We start from the raw sequence: 18,485 nt of genomic DNA, 5'->3' as shown, positions 1-18,485 counted from the left end.
GCGGGGCGACTTCGTCTACCCCGCCCTTCACAATTTAATACGCTTTGGCAGAAGGCGTCAAAGCGCCTTTTGCAGTTCCGGCAGAATGACGAAAAGGTCGCCGACGAGGCCGTAGTCGGCGACCTGGAAGATCGGCGCCTCCTCGTCCTTGTTGATGGCGACGATGACCTTCGAATCCTTCATGCCGGCAAGATGCTGGATGGCGCCGGAGATGCCGACCGCGATGTAGAGATCGGGTGCGACCACCTTGCCGGTCTGGCCGACCTGCCAGTCGTTCGGCGCATAGCCGGCATCGACTGCGGCACGAGAGGCGCCGACGGCGGCGCCGAGCTTGTCGGCGATCGGCAGGATGACTTCCTGGAACTTCTCCGAGGAGCCCAGCGCGCGGCCGCCCGAGATGATGATCTTGGCCGAAGTCAATTCCGGACGGTCGGTCTCGGAAAGCCTGTTCTCGACAAAGCTCGACAGGCCGGGATTGACTGCTGCCTGAACCGTCTCGACCGGGGCTGAACCGCCCTCGGGTGCAGCCTGGAAGGAGGCGGTGCGCACGGTGATCACCTTCTTGGCGTCGCTCGACTGCACCGTCTGGATGGCGTTGCCGGCATAGATCGGCCGCTTGAAGGTGTCGGGCGAGACAATCTCGATGATCTCCGACACCTGCGCGACATCGAGCAGGGCTGCCACGCGCGGCGCGACATTCTTGCCCGAGGAGGTCGCCGGCGCGACGATCGTGTCATAGGCATCGGCCATGCCGACGACGAGCGCCGCCAGCGGTTCGGCGAGACGCTCGGTGAGCTCGTCGGCTTCGGCAAGCAGCACCTTGCTCACGCCCTTGAGCTTGGCGGCGGCGTCCGCTGCCGGCTTGGCGCCGTTGCCGGCGACCAGCACATGCACGTCGGAGCCGATCTGCAGTGCCGCCGAAAGCGCCTTGGCGGTCTGGTCGGAAAGCGTCGCATTGTCGTGTTCGGCAATCAGAAGAATTGTCATCTTTTTGTCCCTTCCCAGCCCTACAGCACGCCGGCTTCGTTCTTCAGCTTGTCGACCAGTTCGGCGACGCTCTTGACCTTGACGCCCGCCTTGCGGCCGCCCGGCTCCTCGGTCTTGATCACCTTCAGCCGCGGCTTGACGTCGGCGCCGTAATCGGCGGGAGATTTCTCGTCGAGCGGCTTCTTCTTGGCCTTCATGATGTTGGGCAGCGAGGCATAGCGCGGCTGGTTGAGGCGAAGATCCGCGGTGACAATCGCCGGCATCTTCAGCTCCACCGTCTGCAGGCCGCCATCGACCTCGCGCGTTACCTTGGCCTTGTCGCCATCGATAACGACCTTGGAGGCAAAAGTGCCTTGCGCCCAGCCCAGAAGTGCGGCCAGCATCTGGCCGGTCTGGTTCGCATCGTCGTCGATCGCCTGCTTGCCGAGAATGACGAGACCGGGCTTTTCCGCCTCGACCACGCCCTTCAGCACCTTGGCGACACCCAGCGGCTCGGTCTGCTCGTCGGTCTTGACCAGGATGGCGCGGTCGGCGCCCATGGCGAGCGCGGTGCGTAAGGTCTCCTGCGCCTGCTGCGGCCCGATCGAGACAACGATGATCTCCTCCGCTTTGCCGGCCTCCTTCAGCCGGATCGCCTCTTCGACCGCGATCTCGTCGAACGGGTTCATCGCCATCTTGACGTTGGCGAGTTCCACCGCCGAACCGTCAGCCTTCACACGAACCTTCACATTCGCATCCACAACCCGCTTCACGGGCACAAGGATCTTCATTTGCCTGTCACCTCTTTCACGATAGCCACCTCTTTCAAGATAGTCGGGCGCGCTATAGCAGTGTGCGCCTCTTCAGAGTTGTCGAAAGCCGACATTCCGGACGGAATTCTGGTCTCCGACCGTCTAAAGCGCGTCGCATTTGGCCGACCTCACGCGACGCGCTTCAGGTTGTGTGTTCCATGCATGCCGTTATCGCAAAACCGCTGCACAGTTTGCGCGACATGCATTGGTGTGGGAACGCTTCCGTAGTTGCGGCGACCCCGCACGTCAATATCCGGGGCGCGCCCAAATCATCCGCGCCGCACTCAAATCGGTTCAGTCCGGAAAATCGGGTCAGTCCGGACTGGAGGCGCTTGCCCGTCCCCAGCGCGGCGCCGGCTGCGCCGGCAGCGGCTCGCCTGGCGCCGGCTCTGCGGCAACAGGCATTTGGCCGGCGACCACCACTGCCGCTTCGTCCGCACCGGCAAGCAGCGGTACGGCGCGGTTGCGCAAGATGAGCACCAGAACGGCCCCGGCGATGATGCCGCCGACATGGCAGGCCCAGGAAATCTGATCCTCGCCACCGGCGGCGAACATCACGATCTGGAACAGGATCCACAGGATGAGCGGGATGAAGGCGGGGATGCGCAGCGGAATGCGGGCGAAGGCCAGCAACCATACCTTCACCCTGGGATAGAGGATCAGATAGGCAGCGACCACGCCGGCAATGGCGCCTGAGGCGCCGATCAGCGGAACCTGCGAGTCCCACGCGATCATGCCCTGGAAGAAGGCGCCGGCGATGGCGCACAGCAGGTAGAAGGCGAGAAAGCGGATATGACCGAGCGCGTCCTCGACATTGTCGCCGAACACCCACAGGAACAGCATGTTGCCGCCGAGGTGGAAAATATCGGCATGCAGGAAGGAATAGGTGACGTAGCTCAGGCTCTCCGGGATGACGACAAACTGCGGAGCCAGTTCGGCGCTGTCGTGGACGACCGACGGGATGAAGCCGAGGCCCAGAACAGCGGCATTGGTGAACTGCTCGCCGCCAAGCGCGGTGGCGAAGTAGATGAGCGTATTGAACGCGATCAGGCCGATCGTGACATATTGCTGCTTGATGTGGCGCAGCCGGTTGGTGTCATAAAGCGGGATGAACATCGGACCCCCTCCCGCCTTGGCAGATTCAGCGGTTCTTGCCGGGAATCCATAGCACGTCGGCGTTTCCATTGTCATTGACCGCGCGTGCGGCGACGAACAGAAAGTCCGATACGCGGTTGATGTATCTTATCGCCTCGCGGTTGACATGCTCGCCTGGGTTTTGCGTCAAAGCCACCATGATGCGCTCGGCCCGCCGCGCCACCGTGCGGGCAAGGTGAAGGGCCGCCGCCGCCGGCGTGCCGCCGTTGAGCACGAAGGATTTGAGCGGCTGCAAATCCTTGTTGAGCAGGTCGATGTCCTTTTCGACGCGGTCGGTTTGCACAGCGGTGATGCGCAGCGGCTCATAACCGAGCGGCTTGCCGTCGTCCGGCACCGCCAGATCGGCGCCGAGGTCGAAAAGATCGTTCTGGATGCGGCCGAGCATCGCGTCAATCGCGGGGTGTGTTGCCGCGGTGTGGATGCGGGCCATGCCGATGCAGGCATTGGCTTCGTCGATCGTGCCATAGGCGTCGATGCGCAGATCGGATTTCAGCCGCCGCTCACCGGTGCCGAGGCCGGTGGTGCCGTCGTCGCCGGTGCGGGTGTAGATCTTGTTGAGCTTGACCACGCTCTGCCTCCCGAAATCGCCACCCTCGTCACTTGCGGGTGAAATACACCGCCAGCATGATCAGCACCAATGCCACGAACTGCAGCAGCACGCGCGTCTGCATCAGCTTGTTGGAGGTCATGCCGGAGCCGCCGCGCATCATGTTGACGAGGCCGCGGATCAGCACGATCACCACGGCGACCATGACGAGAACAGCGAGGATGTTGAAGACGGTTGCCATAGTGTGTTTTCCAGTCGATTGCGTTCAGGCGCGTTTGGCAAGCAGGCGGTAGAGCATTGATGCCGGCAGGATGCGTTTGAGGACGACGCCGATCCTGGCCGGCACCGTTACCACATAATGCGGACGCGGGCGCCGCGACAGAAGCGCATGGCGCAAGGCCGCATGAACCACCTCCGGCCCGGGCTTCAGCCGTGACGTGCTGCCGCCGGCCTGCAGCCGTTGCAGCTGCGCCTCGTAAGCGAGGCGGTGCACGGAATTCTCACGGTCGATATTCCTGAGAAACCACACAAGGCCGTTGCTGGCGATCTTCGATGTCACCGGCCCCGGCTCGATCAGCGAGACATGGATGCCGCTGCCCTGGAGTTCCTGATGCATGCACAGCATCAGCCCTTCGATCGCGTGCTTCGACGCCGAATAGGCGCCGCGAAAGGGCAGCGGCGCCAGGCCGAGGATCGAGGAGCAGTGGACAAGACGGCCATGGCCCTGGCGACGCATCACCGGCACGATACGGCGGGTGAGGTCATGCCAGCCGAAGACATTCGCCTCGAATTGCTCCCTGAGCGCTGCCACCGGCAGGTCCTCGACGGCGCCGGGCTGGGCGTAGGCGCCGTTGTTGAACAGGGCATCGAGCCGGCCGCCGGTCCGCTCCAGCACCGACGCCACCAGCGTCTCGATGGATCCCGGTTCGCAATAATCCAGATAGAAAGCCTCGATGCCGTCGGCCTCGAGGGCGGCGATGTCCTCCGGCTTGCGTGCCGTCGCGAACACCCGCCAGCCTTCCGCCTTCAGCGCCCGGGTGCAATAGGCGCCTATCCCGGAAGAAGCTCCGGTGACGATGATGGTGCGCAACTCTTCTCCAGGAGGAAGCGTGCTTTGACCTAGGCTTGCCATTTGCCGCAATCCCTTCCCATATTCGCGGCGTCGAGACAATCGAAGGGAACGCGGTTCTTGTTGCGGAAAATCGTAGCTCTCAAGCGCGTGCTCTATGACGCGTTCGGCCATTTCGATGCAGACGATGGCTGGGCAATGGCCAGTCATCTGGCGATCACGGCGCTGATGGCGCTATTCCCTTTTCTGATTTTCGCCACGACGCTGGCCAGCTTCCTCGGCGCACAGGCTTTTGCCGACACCGCCGTGCATATCGTCTTCGACACCTGGCCCGAGCAGATCGCCGAGCCGATCGCGCGCGAGGTGCTCAACGTGCTCACCGTGCAGCGCACCGACCTGTTGACCTATGGCGTGCTGCTTGCCGCATTCTTCGCCTCGAACGGCATCGAGGCGCTGCGCACCTCGCTCAACCGCGCCTACCGCGTTTCCGAAACGCGCGGCATCATCTACCGCCGGGTACAGAGCATCGCCTTCGTGCTGATCGCCACGGCAGGTTTTCTGGCGATCAGCGTGCTTCTGGTGTTTGCGCCGTTGCTGGCGCGGCTGGCCGAGGCCAATTTCGAATGGGTAAAACCCTATATGGGAACGATCACGCTGTGGCGTTACATCATCGCCTCGGTCGTCATCGTCGGCGGGCTGTTCGCGGTGCATTACTGGCTGCCTGCGGGCAAGCGCCGCTTCGTCTCGATCATACCGGGCATCATCTTCACGCTGATTGCCTGGCTTATCGGGTCGACCATCTTCGCCGCCTATCTCGACCGTTTCTCGTCCTATGTGACGACCTATGCCGGCCTTGCCTCGATCATGGTCGCGGTCGTCTTCCTCTATATGGTCTCGGCGATCTTCATTCTCGGCGGTGAACTCAATGCCGCGATCAGCCGCTATCTGGAGGCACGCGCGCGCGTTGGCTGATTCTTATTTTGAGAATGATCTTTTCCGAAACCGGTTCCCACTTTTTGGGATCATGCTTTGGTTGGCTGAGCGGTTGCCAGCCCGACGCCGAACGTCGCGATCGCCATGCCGACGATCTGGACCAGGTTCAACTGTTCGCCGAACAAAAGCCAGGCGATGACCGCGGTGACGGCCGGGACCAGATAGAACAGCGAAGCGACTTTCGACATCTCGCCGTCGCGGATCATTACCATCAACAGGAAGATGGCGCCGATCGACAGCACCAGCACCAGCCATGCCATGGCGAAGATCAACTCGCCATTGACGATGACGGTTCGCGTCTCGAAAGCGAGCGAGGCCAAAGCCATCACCGATGCACCGCCGACATATTGCCAAGTGGTGGCCGCCACGAGATCGCCGCCGGAGGCGAAGCGCTTCTGCCAGATCGTGCCGGCGCTCATGCCAAGCACCGAGACAAGCGAGGCGGCCAGCGTCTCGGCCGTCACGCCGCCGCCGAGCGTTCCGAGCTTCGGCCAAAGCACGATGACCACGCCGGCAAGTCCGACAGTGAGGCCGACCCAATGGCGCGGCAGGATCGCCTCGCCGAGAAATCGGCCGGCCATCACTGCGGTAATCAGCGGCTGCAGCCCGACGATCAAGGCCGATAACCCGGCCGGCATGCCCCTGTGGATGGCCCAGAACACGCCGCCGAGATAGACGCCATGCATCAGGATGCCGGCGCCGGTCGCGTGAAACGCCTCCTTGCGCGTCGCTCGCCGGGAGCCGAGTGCTGCCATCAAGGCGGCCAACAGCACGGCGGCCAGCACGAAACGAGCGGCCAGGAAGGTGAAAGGCTCGGCCCACGGCATGGCATAACGCGCGCCGATGAAGCCGGTCGCCCACAGGACGACAAAGGAGGCGGGGATGAACCGCTTGATGCTGTGCATTTTTGAAAGGCTGCCGCGTGCTCGGTGAGGGGTTTTGTACGGGACTGATGTAATGCGGTTCAACCCGGCTAGCAAAACCAAACGGTTGATCCATAGGCTCGAATGAAGGATGCGCTCTGGGTCAGGGAGGATCAAAAACGCTGCTGCGGTGCAGAACCTTTGATAGCGGAGGGACAGCGCCCCCCTCTGTCCTGCCGGACATCTCCCCCACAAGGGGGGAGATCGGCAGCTTCGCGGACAGCGTCCTTTTTTGCACGGTTGGTGGTTGGCGAAATCAGTGATGAAGTCCGATCTCCCCCCAAGTGGGGGAGAAGTCCGGCAGGACAGAGGGGGGCGCGAAGGATCGCTACAGAGCGCTTTTATTTTGAGCCGTTCGCTGCCGGTCGCTGCCCTGTCAAAAACGACCGTGTCTGGGACTAAATCCCAACCAACCGCCGGACGTCTTCCGGTGATGCGCCGGCCTCGCGCAAGGCGGCAAGGCCGGTATCGGCAAAACTCTTCGACAGCTTTCGTCCGTCCGGGCCTAGGACCAGACGATGGTGGAAGTAGCCTGATTGCGGCAGGCCGAGGAGTTCCTGGAGCAGGCGCTGCACGCCGGTGGCGGAATAGAGGTCCTGGCCGCGCACCACATGGCTGACGCCTTGCAGCGCGTCGTCGACGACGACGGCGAGATGATAGCTTGTCGGGATTTCACGGCGCGCCACGATCACGTCGCCCCAGTCCTGCGGCCGGGCTTCTATCGTGCGTGTCGCGGAAAGGCTTTCATCGGAAAATTCCAGCCATGACAGACCCGTGCCGACGCGCGCCACCGCAGCATCGACGTCGAGCCGCCAGGCGAAGGGCACATTCTCCGCCATCCGTTGCTGGCGTTTCTTCATAGTCAGCGCCTTGTCGACGGCGGGATAGAGCGGCACCCCGTCCGGGTCGCGCGGCCAGTCGCGGCCGCGCCTTTCGCGGTCTGCAATGAAGGCGCGGATTTCGCCACGGCTCATGAAGGCCGGGTAGACGAGTTCCTCGCTGATCAGCCGATCGAGCACCGCCTGATAGTCCGAAAAATGCTCGGACTGACGGCGCACCGGTTGTTCCCAGCCAAGCCCGAGCCAATCCAGGTCGCGAAAAATACCGGCCTCGAATTCCGGTGTGCAGCGCGTCGTATCGATGTCCTCGATGCGCAGCAACAGCCGCCCGCCGGTTGCGCTGGCCAACTTTTGATTGAGCAGCGCCGAATAGGCATGGCCGAGATGCAGTTCGCCATTCGGGCTCGGCGCGAAGCGGAATGTCAGGAGTGTCATCCTTCGGCGGCAATCTGGTTGTGCGGCGCTTTCGCCAGTTGCTATTTTGCGCCTGATTACATCTGCCACTTTGCGCTGGGAACAAGCAGACATGCAACGCATCGCCACGCTCGACGACGTCTCGCAAGGGCTCGACGCGCTCTGCCTGCTCGACCCGCGCCTGGAAAAGGTGCGCGGCATGGCCGGCGAGGTGCCGCTTCGGCTGTCCGAGCCGGGGTTCAGAAGCCTTGCCTCGATCATCGTCTCGCAGCAGGTATCCCGCGCCAGCGCCGACGCGATCTTCGGGCGGCTGACAAAACTCGTCGATCCGCTGACGCCGCAAGCCATCCTTGCCGCTGACGAAGCCATCTTTCGCGAAGCCGGACTGTCGCGGCCGAAACAGCGCGGGCTGATCGCCGCCGCCCAGGCGGTGGTCGATGGGCTCGACCTCGATCATCTCTGTTTGCTCGACGCCGCGGAGGCGATCGCGGCGATGACCAAGGTGTCAGGCATCGGTCCGTGGACGGCGGAAGTCTATCTTCTGTTCGCCGCCGGCCACCCCGACGTCTTCCCGGCACGCGACGTTGCTCTACAGAGCGCGGTCGGCCACGCGCTCGGCATCGACCCGCGCCCGCCCGAGAAAACGCTGATCAAGCTCGCCGAATCATGGAGCCCGTGGCGCGGTGTCGCATCACGGCTTTTTTGGGCGTATTATCGTGAAACCCGGGGCAGGGACGCCGCGCCGCCTGGCTGAATCCGTAAAAAAGCATGAAAATCATGCATTTTTAGCGCTGCGATTGATCGACAAGCCGCTTCACATCCCGGTCATGTCGGGCTTACAGTATCCGCGCCGACAGGCTACAGCGCCGCGCATCCAGTTGGGTGCGCAAAGGACGCTGTAGGACTTTTTGAAGCTGCGCATGATCCCTTCCGAAAATCGAACCGATTTCGGGGTCATGCGCTGAACCAAGGAGGTCAATGACGTGACGGTTGCCGTATCTCCGGATGGGCTTCCAGCACTGGTGCTGAACGCGGATTACCGTCCGCTCAGCTATTACCCCCTGTCGCTCTGGTCGTGGCAGGACGCCATCAAGGCGGTGTTCCTCGAGCGGGTCAACATCGTCGCCGAATACGAGCACGCGGTGTCGTCGCCGACCTTCTCGATGAAGCTGCCGAGCGTCGTCAGCCTGAAAGCTTATGTGAAGCCATCGCGGCATCCGGCCTTCACCCGCTTCAACGTCTTCCTGCGCGACCGTTTCCAGTGCCAGTATTGCGGTACGCCGGAGGATCTGACCTTCGACCATGTCGTTCCCCGCCATCGCGGCGGCGCAACGACGTGGGAGAATGTCGTCGCCGCCTGCTCGCCCTGCAATCTGAGGAAGGGCGGCATGATGCCGGCGCACGCCAAGATGTGGCCGCTGCAGAAACCTTTTCAGCCGACGGTGCACGACCTGCACAACAATGGCCGCTTGTTCCCGCCCAACCATCTGCATGAAAGCTGGATGGATTATCTCTACTGGGATGTCGAACTGGAGCCATAGAGTTCGGCAGAAATCCGCCATGCCGGTCGCCTGACGCAGCTTTCTGCGCTTCCGGTGCTCACATACTGTAAGTACGCTCCGCTTCGGTTCTCGAAACCCACGTCATGCGCTCCGGCCTGACGAATTTCTGGACGAACTCTGCGCTGTGCAGCTCAGTCGCGGGCAAAGGCGCCGCGGAAGGCGATGACGGCCAGGACCAAGCTGGCGATGGCGTTCCAGCCGGCCAGCGACAGGCCGAGGATGCGCACGGCCGCCTTGTCGCAGGAGGGCGGGACGAATCTGTCGAGCGCATCGAGCACGCCCTTGCCGCCGGTATCGACCGGACCGGCAGCCGCTGCACAGTCGGTCGGCCCCGGCCACCACGCCCATTCGACGCCGGAGTGATAGACGCCGAGATAGACGCCGTAGACCATCAGCAGGCCGCCGACGGCCAGCAGGCCGCGTGTCAGCCACGCGGGGGCGCGCAATGTCGACGCAGCCGCCGCCAGCAGCATCAGCGGCACGCCGATGTAATAGGGGGTGCGTTGCTCCAGGCAGAGCTTGCAGGGGATGTAGCCGCCGAGATGCTGGAAGGCCAGCGCTGAGCCGACGGTGGCGGCCATGGCGGCGGCGAGGAACAACGCCGTCCGCATGCGCTGGCGTCCAGGGTCGGCATTCACGGTCGCTGTCATCGATCTGCCGTTCGCCTTGTTGTTGAGCATGATCTTTTCCGAAAGCCGGCGCCCACTTTTTGCTACGCTGACCTTCGGTTCGGGATCATGCTCTAAAACGCGTATTTGACGACGATATAGAGCGAAATCAGGGCAGCGGCGCCAGCGCCGGCGATCATGCCGAGGCGCTTTTCGATGAACTCGCGGATCGGTTCGCCATAGCGGCGCAGCAGCCAGGCGAGGAACAGGAAGCGGGCGCCGCGCGCCACGATCGCCAGCACGATGAACAGCAGCAAAGGCGTGCCGATGACGCCGGACAGGATCGTCACCACCTTGATCGGCGGCAGATGGGCGAGGCCGGAGGTGATCAGCATCAGGACGATGAATCCGGTGCCCGCCGAGACGCGCAGTGTCTCGAAGTCGTCATACTTGCCGTAGAATTCAAGGATCGGCCGCGCCACCGAGTCATAGGCGTAGTGGCCGATGTACCAGCCGGCTATGCCACCCAGAACGGAGGCCAGCGTGGCGACCAGCGCGTAGCGATAGGCGCGATCCGGCCGCGACAGCGCCATAGGCAGATAGAGCACATCGGCCGGCACCAGGAACACCGAGCTTTCGACGAAAGCGATGAAGGCCAGCCACCATTCGGCGGATTTCTTCGCCGCCAGCGACAAGGTCCAGTCGTAAAGTCCGCGAAGCATCGGCACTCCTGATGCACGTCGCCCAAAATGCGCAGCGCCTTTGGGACAACAATGCATAAAAACCAAGACCAGAAGCGCGCCAGATGAATCTCTCCAGACGCGGCGCGCTTCAATGCGCTGCCTGTCTATAAAGATTTTTCGCGCCGCACAATGGCCGGAGCTTCACGAAATCAAAAGGCCGCGGCCGAGCGAAGGCCACATGCCCGGAATTGGCCACCTGGAATTGGCCAGTTGACGAACAGGCCTCCAACCGTATAGTCCGCGCCCATCCAGGCCGCCCGGCCTGAGCCCCTATGGCGGAATTGGTAGACGCGCTCGACTCAAAATCGAGTTCCGCAAGGAGTGCTGGTTCGATCCCGGCTAGGGGCACCATTTTCTACCCGAGACTCCTTGAAAGCTCGGTGGGAGGTTATCCCAGGCGCACCTGGGATAACTCCAATTGAGGCCGGGCCATTGCGTAGACTAAGTCGCCATTACATCGGTCCCGGCACCATCTTGGTCGGCTGCTCCGGCATCGGAAACGCGTAATTGTCGCATTTCACGTCGGGGTTCGTCGGGCTGAACATTCCAAGCGGGTTGTCTTTGAACAGCCAGACGTGAAGATCGTAATGGTAGAACTCCACCGGAATAAGCGGATAATGCCCCTCCATCGGCCCCTGGAACGTCTGTCCAAACAGTTTCGGCGGCTCCTTGGTGTCGGGCGTCAGCGGAACAAGCCATTCCACGGCCACCAGGCGCAAGCCGCCGTCGACCGGCTCATAGATAAGGACATTGGGGCGCGTCGGATCTGGTGTCGGGCTGACGCTCGCGACGTTGACGAAATGAATGCCCATCGCGCCCTTCGGGTAATCCATAGCTCCAGCCACTTTTTCGCCGCTGTAATAAACGCATCCGACCGTCGACAGGTAGAGGTCGCGAATGGCGGCCTTGTAGTCTTCGTACTTCGAAAGCGATTGTTTCAGGGCATCGATCTCGACCTTGCCGGGCTCGGCGGCCTGACCTGCGGCCGCAGTCAGGCAGGCGCCGATGAGGCCAGTCAAAGCGAGAATACTGCGACGCCTGAAGTGAATTGTTTTCGCCATGCATTCCTCCCAGATTTTTGTTCTGGCCGTGCAGGACCGAGGCGGCAATGATGCTGGTTGCGCGGCCGAGATTGTCGCCGATGCTAATCCTTTCCGCTGGTTGGGAGAATTAACCCTGATGACCTAGGCCTTCGACACAGTTCTTCGACTGAGTCTGAAAGGGACTGTGGACGGTCGCTGCCGTCCGGCCTGCAGCTGCCAATTTCCAGCGCTGGTGATTAGCGTAAGCCCCTGCGCCTTCGTCATTCCCAGGCCGGAGCAAGGAGCGAAGCGACGCGGCGGCGCGGTAGACCAGGCGATGGTCCTGGATGATGCGCCGCGACCACCAGCCGGCGCTGCCCCTCTCTGCCTTCTCCCCTTGTGGGGCCCGAAGGGCGGGCGAGGCCCGTGACTCGCCCCGGGCGGCGGATTGGCGCGCGGCGCCAAGACGGTTACTGGACGGAGCGCTGTTGGGTGCCACTGGAGCACTCCCTCATCCGACCTCGCTTCGCGAGGCCACTTTCTCCCACAACAAGGGGAGAAGGGGAGCCGCACTATGCCCTACCGCCGTCCCAGCAAGCTCTTCACCCGGTTGCGCAGCAGGCGCGCCATGTTGCGGGTTTCGCGGTAGAGGTGGATCTGCGACGCCGCCTGGCGGGCGAGGCGGTCGGCGTCCGGCGTCAGGCCGAGGACCAGCGTGCCGATCGGCCGGCGCTCCGTCCATAGCCGGCTCATCACCGGATGGTCGGGCACGGCGCAGGAATCGGTCATCATGATGTTGGGATCGTCGAGATGCTGCCTCGTCACCTCGATCATCAGCAGCGTGCCCGGCGAATAGGCGGCGAGCGTCTCATCATAGGCCGTCTTCCAGGTGTAGGCGACGCCGGCCTCGACGAAGACGACCAGGCAAGCGACGGTGCGGTCATCGAGCGTCAGTGAATGGATGCGGCACAGGTCCCGTTCGGCCAGCCGGTGCACGGCCTCGCGGGCAAAGGCGGCGCGGTAGCGGTCGATGGCCATGGCGGTGCGCTCGCGGCCTTTCCAGCCGGCGGCCTCGAGCGTCAAAAAACGCTCGATGGCATGGCGGATGTTTTCCGGTCCGCGCGCCACCTGATGCTCCAGCCTGCCCAGGTCGGCGAGGCGGCGTTTTAGGCGGCGGAACTCGCGATAATGGTGCGAGCGCAGCGAGGCCTTCAGATACTCATCGCCGTCGATCTCGCTTTCGAGCATCGGGCGTTCGGCCTTGCCGGTGGTGACCAGCGTCAGGCCACGCGTCTCGGCGACGGTGGCCAGCAGGCTGGCCACCGGACCGTCGAGCCGGATGTCGGGCAGCACGAAGACTTTTGGCAGTTTGAGATGCGGCCGCGACAGCATCGCGAAGAAATCCTCGATGACGCCGACGGGATCGTCACGGTCGACCAGCGGCGTGCCGATCGGCCCGAACGGGCTCGACCATGTGCGCATCACCCGCACGCCGAGCGGCGTCGCCGGCCGCTCCACCGAGAACGGCACCAGCAAGCGCAGCCGGTTGCGGTATTCGTCGCCGTCGCGGATGACCGCCAGCCGCACCTCGCGGTCTTCCAGTCGCGGCATGGCGGGTGCCAGGAAGCGCGGGTTGAAGAACACGTTGGGCTCGATCGTGCGGGCGCAGAGATAGTCGAGTTCCTCGACCAGGTCGAAGCCGGCGGAGGCGGCGTAAATTGCCAGTTTGCGCTGGGGCCGGCCGTTGGCCAACAATTCGATATGGGCGGGATCGGCTTCGCGGGCGAGCCCGGCGAGGCCCGACACCAGGGTGCCGGCCGGGCCGCCGCTGGTTTCCTCGAGCAACGGGATGGCAGCCATCACGCGGTTCCTTTGGCGGCTACGAAGATGACCATGACGATGCCGAGCCTGCGCCAGACCGTGAAGGACAGCGCGCCGGCCTCGAAGATCATCGCGAAGGCGGTGGCCATCGCCGCGCCCCACAGGCCGAAAAGCGGGATCAGCACCAGATTGAGGCCGATGTTGAAGGCCAGCGTCATGGCGTAGACGACGGCGCAGATATTCTGGTTGCCGCTCATGGTGAGCAGGCTTTCGCAGGGGCCGACGGCGGCGCGGGCGACGACGCCGAAGACCAGCAGGAACAACAGGGGATAGCCGGCAACGAATTCAGGCCCGAACAAGCTCAGCATCGGCTCACCCAGCACCAGCACCAGCAGCGCCATCAACAGCGATGGCCAGAACGTCCACGACACCGTTTCGCGGGCGAAGGCGGCGAGCTTTTCCGGCTCGCCATGGGTGAATTGCGCGTAGCGCTGGGCAACGCCCGCCTTGACCGCGAAATAGACGAAATGCACCAGCGCCAGCGTCTTGACCGTGGCGAAATAGACGGCGACGTCGTTGGGGCTCATATAGGCGCCGACCATCAGCACGTCGGCATTGGTGAGCAGGAAGAAGAAGCCTTCGACCAGGAAGATCGGCAGCGACACGAGGAACCATTGCGCGAAATGCAGCTTCATCGGCCCGGCCGGGATTGTTTTGCCGATGCGCGCAGTGATGCCGATGAGCTGGCCGAGCGTGGTGGCATAGGCAGCGGCGATCGATGCGAAAATCGCCGTCCTGGCATCGGGCGCAAAGCCGACCAGAAGCATCAGCACCATCAGCGCCAGGATCAGCACCGGCCGCACCAGATAAGTCGGCGCCAGCGCAAACAGCGCCCACGAGTTGGCCCGCGCCAGCCCCTGCAACAGGTCGGACATGGCGATCATCGGCATGCAGATGAGGCCGAGAATGAATGGCATGACATAGTAGTTCTCGATAAAGGGCGAGAGCAGCCAGACGCCGAGCGCGCCCAGCCCGGCGATCGCCGTCGAGGCGACCAGCACGAACAGGCGGCTGGTCAGCACGATGCCGCGCAGTTCGGCCAGCATGTTGCGCTCGCGATATTCGGGAATGAAGCGGATGATCGAGGTGTGGAAGCCGAGGCAGGCGAGATTGCCGACGATGACCATCGTCACCCAGACAAGGACAAAAATGCCGTACTCGAACGAGCCCATCCAGCGCGCCATCAGCACCTGACTGACGAAAGCGATGACGGCGCTGACGATGCGGATGGAAAAGGCGATCAGCGACATGCGGCTGGCTTCGCCGCGCTCGTCGGCGGTGAACAGCACGGCATCGATGCGGCCAAGCAGCGGCTTTGCGCGCAGCGCAAGGCGCTGCGGCAGGAACCGCCCGGCTGTCGTCGCCGCGGAAAAGCGCACCCTGATCACACTCCGTTTTCGGCTTCTTTTCGGGTCTCGGTGTAGTCAAAACACATTAAGAAACGGTTGGATGGGAGGTGGGAGTGCTCCCTTCTCCCCGTTCACGGGGAGAATGTGCCGGCAGGCGGATGAGGGGCGGCGCCGGCTTTGTGCCATGTTCACCGTTCGCGGCAGAACGCGACGAAACGACAGGCCAGCTGATGGAAAGAAATAAGCGGAAGGCCCATTTCCGGTGTCGGCGGGACAGCGCCCCCCTCTCGCCAGCCGACCATCCCCCCACGGGTGGGGAGATTGGCTAATCGTGGGCGTGGGCGTTGGCGTCGCCCCTCATCCGCCCTTCGGGCACCCAGGCCCTTCGCTGTCGCTACGGGCGTTCGTCGTTCGGAAAGCCAAGCAATTGGCTTTCCGTCCGCTTCGCGGACCACTTCTCACCCCCGTGAACGGGGAGAAGGGAAGTGGGTGCTTACGCGAACGCCCCGTGGCAATGCTTGTACTTTTTCCCTGACCCGCACGGGCAGGCCTCGTTGCGGCCGACCTTGCCCCAGGTGGCGGGGTTTTGCGGGTCGCGGTTCTCGGGGGCGACGGTGGCGTGGGTCTCCTGGCGAACCAGAAGGCCGGTCTCGCCGCCATCAAAATCGTCCTCGCCGGTGGTGCCGTCGAGATGACTGCCGAACATGTCAGGCGCTTCGGGCGGCGGCGCTTCGGCCGCTTGGCGGACCAGCTCGACGCGCATCAATTGCGCCGTGACGGCCTGGCGCAGATTGCCCAGCATCGCCTGGAACAGCTCGAACGCCTCGCCCTTGTATTCCTGCAGCGGATCGCGCTGGGCGTAGCCGCGGAAGCCGACGACCGAGCGCAGGTGGTCGAGGTTGACGATGTGCTCGCGCCACAGATGGTCGAGCGTCTGCAGCACCACGGAGCGCTCGACATAGGCCATCACGTCGGGGCCGAAGCGCTCTGCACGCTCCTTGGCAGCGGTCTCGGCGGCCTGGCTGATGCGCTCGCGGATGTCGTCCTCGGCAATGCCCTCTTCCTTGACCCAGTCCTCGATGGGCAGGTCGAGATTGAGGAATTCGGCGACCTCGGCCTTGAGGCCGGCGACGTTCCACTGCTCGGCATAGGCGTTTTCGGGAATAGCCTTGGCGACGACCTCCTCGATGACGCCCTCGCGCATTTCGGCGATGGTCTCGGACAGGCCTTCACCGTCCATCAGCTCGAGGCGCTGCTCGAACACCACCTTGCGCTGGTCGTTCGAGACGTCGTCATATTTCAGCAGGTTCTTGCGGATGTCGAAGTTGCGCGCCTCGACCTTCTTCTGCGCCTTTTCCAGCGCCTTGTTGATCCAGGGGTGGATGATCGCCTCGTCTTCCTTGAGGCCAAGCTTCTGCAGCATGCCGTCCATGCGCTCGGAGCCGAAGATGCGCATCAGATCGTCCTGCAGCGACAGGAAGAATTTTGAGCGCCCGGGATCGCCCTGGCGGCCTGAGCGGCCGCGCAACTGGTTGTCGATGCGGCGCGATTCATGGCGTTCGGTGGCGAGCACGTAGAGGCCGCCGGCGGCGAGCGCCTTCTCCTTCAGCCGGGCGACGTCGTCGCGGATTGCCTTTTCCCTGGCGTCGCGCTCGGGGCCGGCCGGCATGTCGCCAAGCTCCTCGGCGATGCGCATGTCGGCATTGCCGCCGAGCTGGATGTCGGTGCCGCGGCCGGCCATGTTGGTGGCAATGGTAATGGCGCCGGGTTTACCCGCCTGGGCGACGATCGCCGCCTCACGCTCATGGTGGCGGGCGTTCAGCACCTCGAAATCGGCAAAACCTTCCTTGCGCAGGCGTGCGGCCAGCAGCTCGGATTTCTCGATCGAGGTGGTGCCGACCAAGGTAGGCTGGCCTTTTTCGCGGGCTTCCTTGATCTCCCTGACGATCGCCTTGTACTTCTCCTCGACGGTCCGGTAGACCTCGTCGTCCTCGTCAATACGGATGACCGGCAGATTGGTCGGGATCTCGGTGACGTCGAGATTGTAGATGTTGGCGAATTCCTCGGCCTCGGTCAGCGCCGTGCCGGTCATGCCGGCGAGCTTCTTGTAGAGGCGGAAATAGTTCTGGAAGGTGACGGAGGCGAGCGTCTGGTTCTCCGGCTGGATCGCCACATGCTCCTTGGCCTCGAGCGCCTGGTGCAGGCCTTCCGAATAGCGGCGGCCCGGCATCATGCGGCCGGTGAATTCGTCGATGATGACGATCTCGCCGTTGCGCACGATGTAGTCCTTGTCCTTCTGGAACAGCTGGTGCGCTTTGAGCGCATTGTTGACGTGGTGGACGATGGCGACGTTCTCGACGTCGTAGAGCGACTCACCCTTGAGCAGGCCGGCGTCGCGCAAAAGGTTTTCCAGCTTCTCGGTGCCCTCCTCGGTGAAGATCGAGGTCTTCTGCTTCTCGTCGATCTCATAGTCGGCCGGCTCGAGCTTCAGCATGAAGGCGTCGATGGTATTGTACATTTCCGAGCGGTCCTCGAGCGGACCGGAAATGATCAGCGGCGTGCGCGCCTCGTCGACCAGGATGGAATCGACCTCGTCGACTATCGCGTAGCTATGGCCGCGCTGCACCATCTGGGCGCGCTCGTATTTCATGTTGTCGCGCAGATAGTCGAAGCCGAGCTCGTTGTTGGTGGCGTAGGTGACGTCGGCGGCATAGGCGGCGTGGCGTTCCTCGTCGGACAGGCCATGGACGATGACGCCGACCGTAAGGCCGAGGAATTTGTAGACGCGGCCCATCCATTCGGAGTCGCGTGTGGCAAGATAGTCGTTGACGGTGACGACATGGACGCCTTTGCCGGCGAGCGCGTTGAGATAGACGGGCAGCGTGGCGACCAGCGTCTTGCCCTCGCCGGTGCGCATCTCGGCGATGCCGCCATTATGCAGCACCATGCCGCCGATCAGCTGCACGTCGAACGGGCGCATGCCGAGCACGCGACGCGCCGCCTCGCGCACGGTGGCGAAGGCCGGCACCAGGAGATCGTCGAGACTGGCGCCGTTGGCGACGTCCTGGCGGAATTTTTCCGTGCGGGCCGTCAGTTCGGCGTCGGAGAGCGCCCGCATCTCGTTTTCCATGGCGTTGATCGCTTCGACGCGCGGTCGGGTCGACTTGACCCGGCGATCGTTGGAGGAGCCGAAAACCTTACGGGCGAGACCGCCAAAACTGACCATTCAATGGTCCTTTCGATAGCATTCCAAGTCGTTGCGACGGGTGCCGGCCGGCCCCATCAAATCCACGTGAAACGCGGACAAACGCAAAAAGCGCCCGGAAAACGGTTCTGGACGCAAAGTCGTTGGACAGATAAGAGGGGGCTCAATCGATGTCAACGGCGCGCTGGCCCTGACGACCGTGCCAAATTCCGCCACAATCCGGCTGGTCTGGAAGCCATCCCGCCCTAGCTATCCCCCATTGGAGTTAATTGTATGTCCTTATTGTTCCGCCGCGCGTCGCTCGCCAGCCTTGGCCTGGCATTCGGGCTGACGGCGCTGTCGCTGTCGCCAGCGATGGCGCAGGACACCGCGCCCGCCCAACCAGCCCCCGCCCAGC

General features: G+C 63.3%; 17 protein-coding genes and 1 tRNA gene. 4 read left to right on the top strand and 14 right to left on the bottom strand.

The genetic code is table 11. The features are described from left to right. Window positions 1-57: 57 nt before the first annotated feature. From AC0L18_RS29395 to AC0L18_RS29370, 6 genes are all read right to left on the bottom strand, one after another. Complete coding sequence (locus tag AC0L18_RS29395; protein WP_473495292.1) at window positions 58-987, bottom strand: electron transfer flavoprotein subunit alpha/FixB family protein; 930 nt, start codon at window positions 985-987, stop codon at window positions 58-60. A 20-nt stretch (window positions 988-1,007) separates the two neighbouring features. Then, window positions 1,008-1,757: an electron transfer flavoprotein subunit beta/FixA family protein gene (locus AC0L18_RS29390; protein ID WP_473495291.1), complete on the bottom strand. Its 750-nt coding sequence runs from the start codon at window positions 1,755-1,757 to the stop codon at window positions 1,008-1,010. A 333-nt stretch (window positions 1,758-2,090) separates the two neighbouring features. Further along, window positions 2,091-2,894 (bottom strand): rhomboid family intramembrane serine protease, encoded by an 804-nt coding sequence (locus AC0L18_RS29385; protein ID WP_473495290.1) that lies wholly within the window; start codon window positions 2,892-2,894, stop codon window positions 2,091-2,093. A gap of 25 nt (window positions 2,895-2,919) precedes the next feature. Then, entirely contained in the window at window positions 2,920-3,501 is a 582-nt protein-coding gene (locus AC0L18_RS29380; protein WP_473495289.1) for a cob(I)yrinic acid a,c-diamide adenosyltransferase, read from the bottom strand. Window positions 3,502-3,529: 28 nt separating this feature from the next. After that, a complete protein-coding gene (locus tag AC0L18_RS29375) occupies window positions 3,530-3,721 on the bottom strand; it encodes a twin transmembrane helix small protein (RefSeq protein ID WP_123149186.1) in 192 nt (63 codons plus the stop codon). A 24-nt stretch (window positions 3,722-3,745) separates the two neighbouring features. Further along, entirely contained in the window at window positions 3,746-4,612 is an 867-nt protein-coding gene (locus AC0L18_RS29370; RefSeq protein WP_473495288.1) for an SDR family oxidoreductase, read from the bottom strand. A gap of 57 nt (window positions 4,613-4,669) precedes the next feature. On the opposite strand from AC0L18_RS29370, the gene AC0L18_RS29365 reads away from it, so the two are divergent. After that, window positions 4,670-5,521 carry a YihY/virulence factor BrkB family protein gene (locus AC0L18_RS29365; protein WP_031254136.1) on the top strand — a complete coding sequence of 284 codons (852 nt, stop codon included), beginning with the start codon at window positions 4,670-4,672 and terminating at the stop codon, window positions 5,519-5,521. 50 nt (window positions 5,522-5,571) lie between these two features. Here the strand turns inward: AC0L18_RS29365 and AC0L18_RS29360 are convergent, their stop codons facing one another. Beyond that, window positions 5,572-6,447: a DMT family transporter gene (locus AC0L18_RS29360; RefSeq protein ID WP_473495287.1), complete on the bottom strand. Its 876-nt coding sequence runs from the start codon at window positions 6,445-6,447 to the stop codon at window positions 5,572-5,574. 416 nt (window positions 6,448-6,863) lie between these two features. Next, window positions 6,864-7,739 carry a tRNA glutamyl-Q(34) synthetase GluQRS gene (gene gluQRS, locus AC0L18_RS29355; RefSeq protein WP_473495286.1) on the bottom strand — a complete coding sequence of 292 codons (876 nt, stop codon included), beginning with the start codon at window positions 7,737-7,739 and terminating at the stop codon, window positions 6,864-6,866. Between the two features lie 91 nt (window positions 7,740-7,830). On the opposite strand from gluQRS, the gene AC0L18_RS29350 reads away from it, so the two are divergent. Then, window positions 7,831-8,472, top strand: coding sequence for a DNA-3-methyladenine glycosylase family protein (locus tag AC0L18_RS29350; RefSeq protein ID WP_473495285.1), 642 nt, complete (start codon window positions 7,831-7,833; stop codon window positions 8,470-8,472). Between the two features lie 229 nt (window positions 8,473-8,701). Then, the gene (locus tag AC0L18_RS29345; RefSeq protein ID WP_023797250.1) at window positions 8,702-9,259 is read left to right on the top strand and encodes an HNH endonuclease; all 558 of its coding nucleotides are present in this window, start codon (window positions 8,702-8,704) and stop codon (window positions 9,257-9,259) included. Window positions 9,260-9,411: 152 nt separating this feature from the next. Here AC0L18_RS29345 and AC0L18_RS29340 read toward each other — a convergent pair whose 3' ends face one another. Next, window positions 9,412-9,930: a disulfide bond formation protein B gene (locus AC0L18_RS29340; protein ID WP_287218909.1), complete on the bottom strand. Its 519-nt coding sequence runs from the start codon at window positions 9,928-9,930 to the stop codon at window positions 9,412-9,414. Between the two features lie 92 nt (window positions 9,931-10,022). Next, entirely contained in the window at window positions 10,023-10,610 is a 588-nt protein-coding gene (locus AC0L18_RS29335) for a YqaA family protein (RefSeq protein WP_091600122.1), read from the bottom strand. A 287-nt stretch (window positions 10,611-10,897) separates the two neighbouring features. On the opposite strand from AC0L18_RS29335, the gene AC0L18_RS29330 reads away from it, so the two are divergent. Then, window positions 10,898-10,982, top strand: a tRNA-Leu gene (locus AC0L18_RS29330). A 101-nt stretch (window positions 10,983-11,083) separates the two neighbouring features. Here the strand turns inward: AC0L18_RS29330 and AC0L18_RS29325 are convergent. From AC0L18_RS29325 to secA, 4 genes are all read right to left on the bottom strand, one after another. Further along, entirely contained in the window at window positions 11,084-11,692 is a 609-nt protein-coding gene (locus AC0L18_RS29325; RefSeq protein ID WP_473495284.1) for a hypothetical protein, read from the bottom strand. A gap of 540 nt (window positions 11,693-12,232) precedes the next feature. Further along, window positions 12,233-13,513, bottom strand: a complete 1,281-nt coding sequence (locus tag AC0L18_RS29320; protein ID WP_473495283.1) for a GNAT family N-acetyltransferase — start codon at window positions 13,511-13,513, stop codon at window positions 12,233-12,235. Continuing rightward, window positions 13,513-14,913, bottom strand: a complete 1,401-nt coding sequence (locus AC0L18_RS29315) for a lipopolysaccharide biosynthesis protein (RefSeq protein WP_473495311.1) — start codon at window positions 14,911-14,913, stop codon at window positions 13,513-13,515. The genes AC0L18_RS29320 and AC0L18_RS29315 overlap by 1 nt, the downstream gene beginning before the upstream one ends. A gap of 463 nt (window positions 14,914-15,376) precedes the next feature. Continuing rightward, entirely contained in the window at window positions 15,377-18,109 is a 2,733-nt protein-coding gene (secA, locus tag AC0L18_RS29310; protein ID WP_473495282.1) for a preprotein translocase subunit SecA, read from the bottom strand. Window positions 18,110-18,485: the final 376 nt, after the last annotated feature.

The organism is Mesorhizobium sp. WSM4819 (assembly GCF_055811215.1).
The sequence above is the reverse complement of the archived record's forward strand: the minus strand, read 5'-3'. Positions and strand labels throughout refer to the sequence as shown.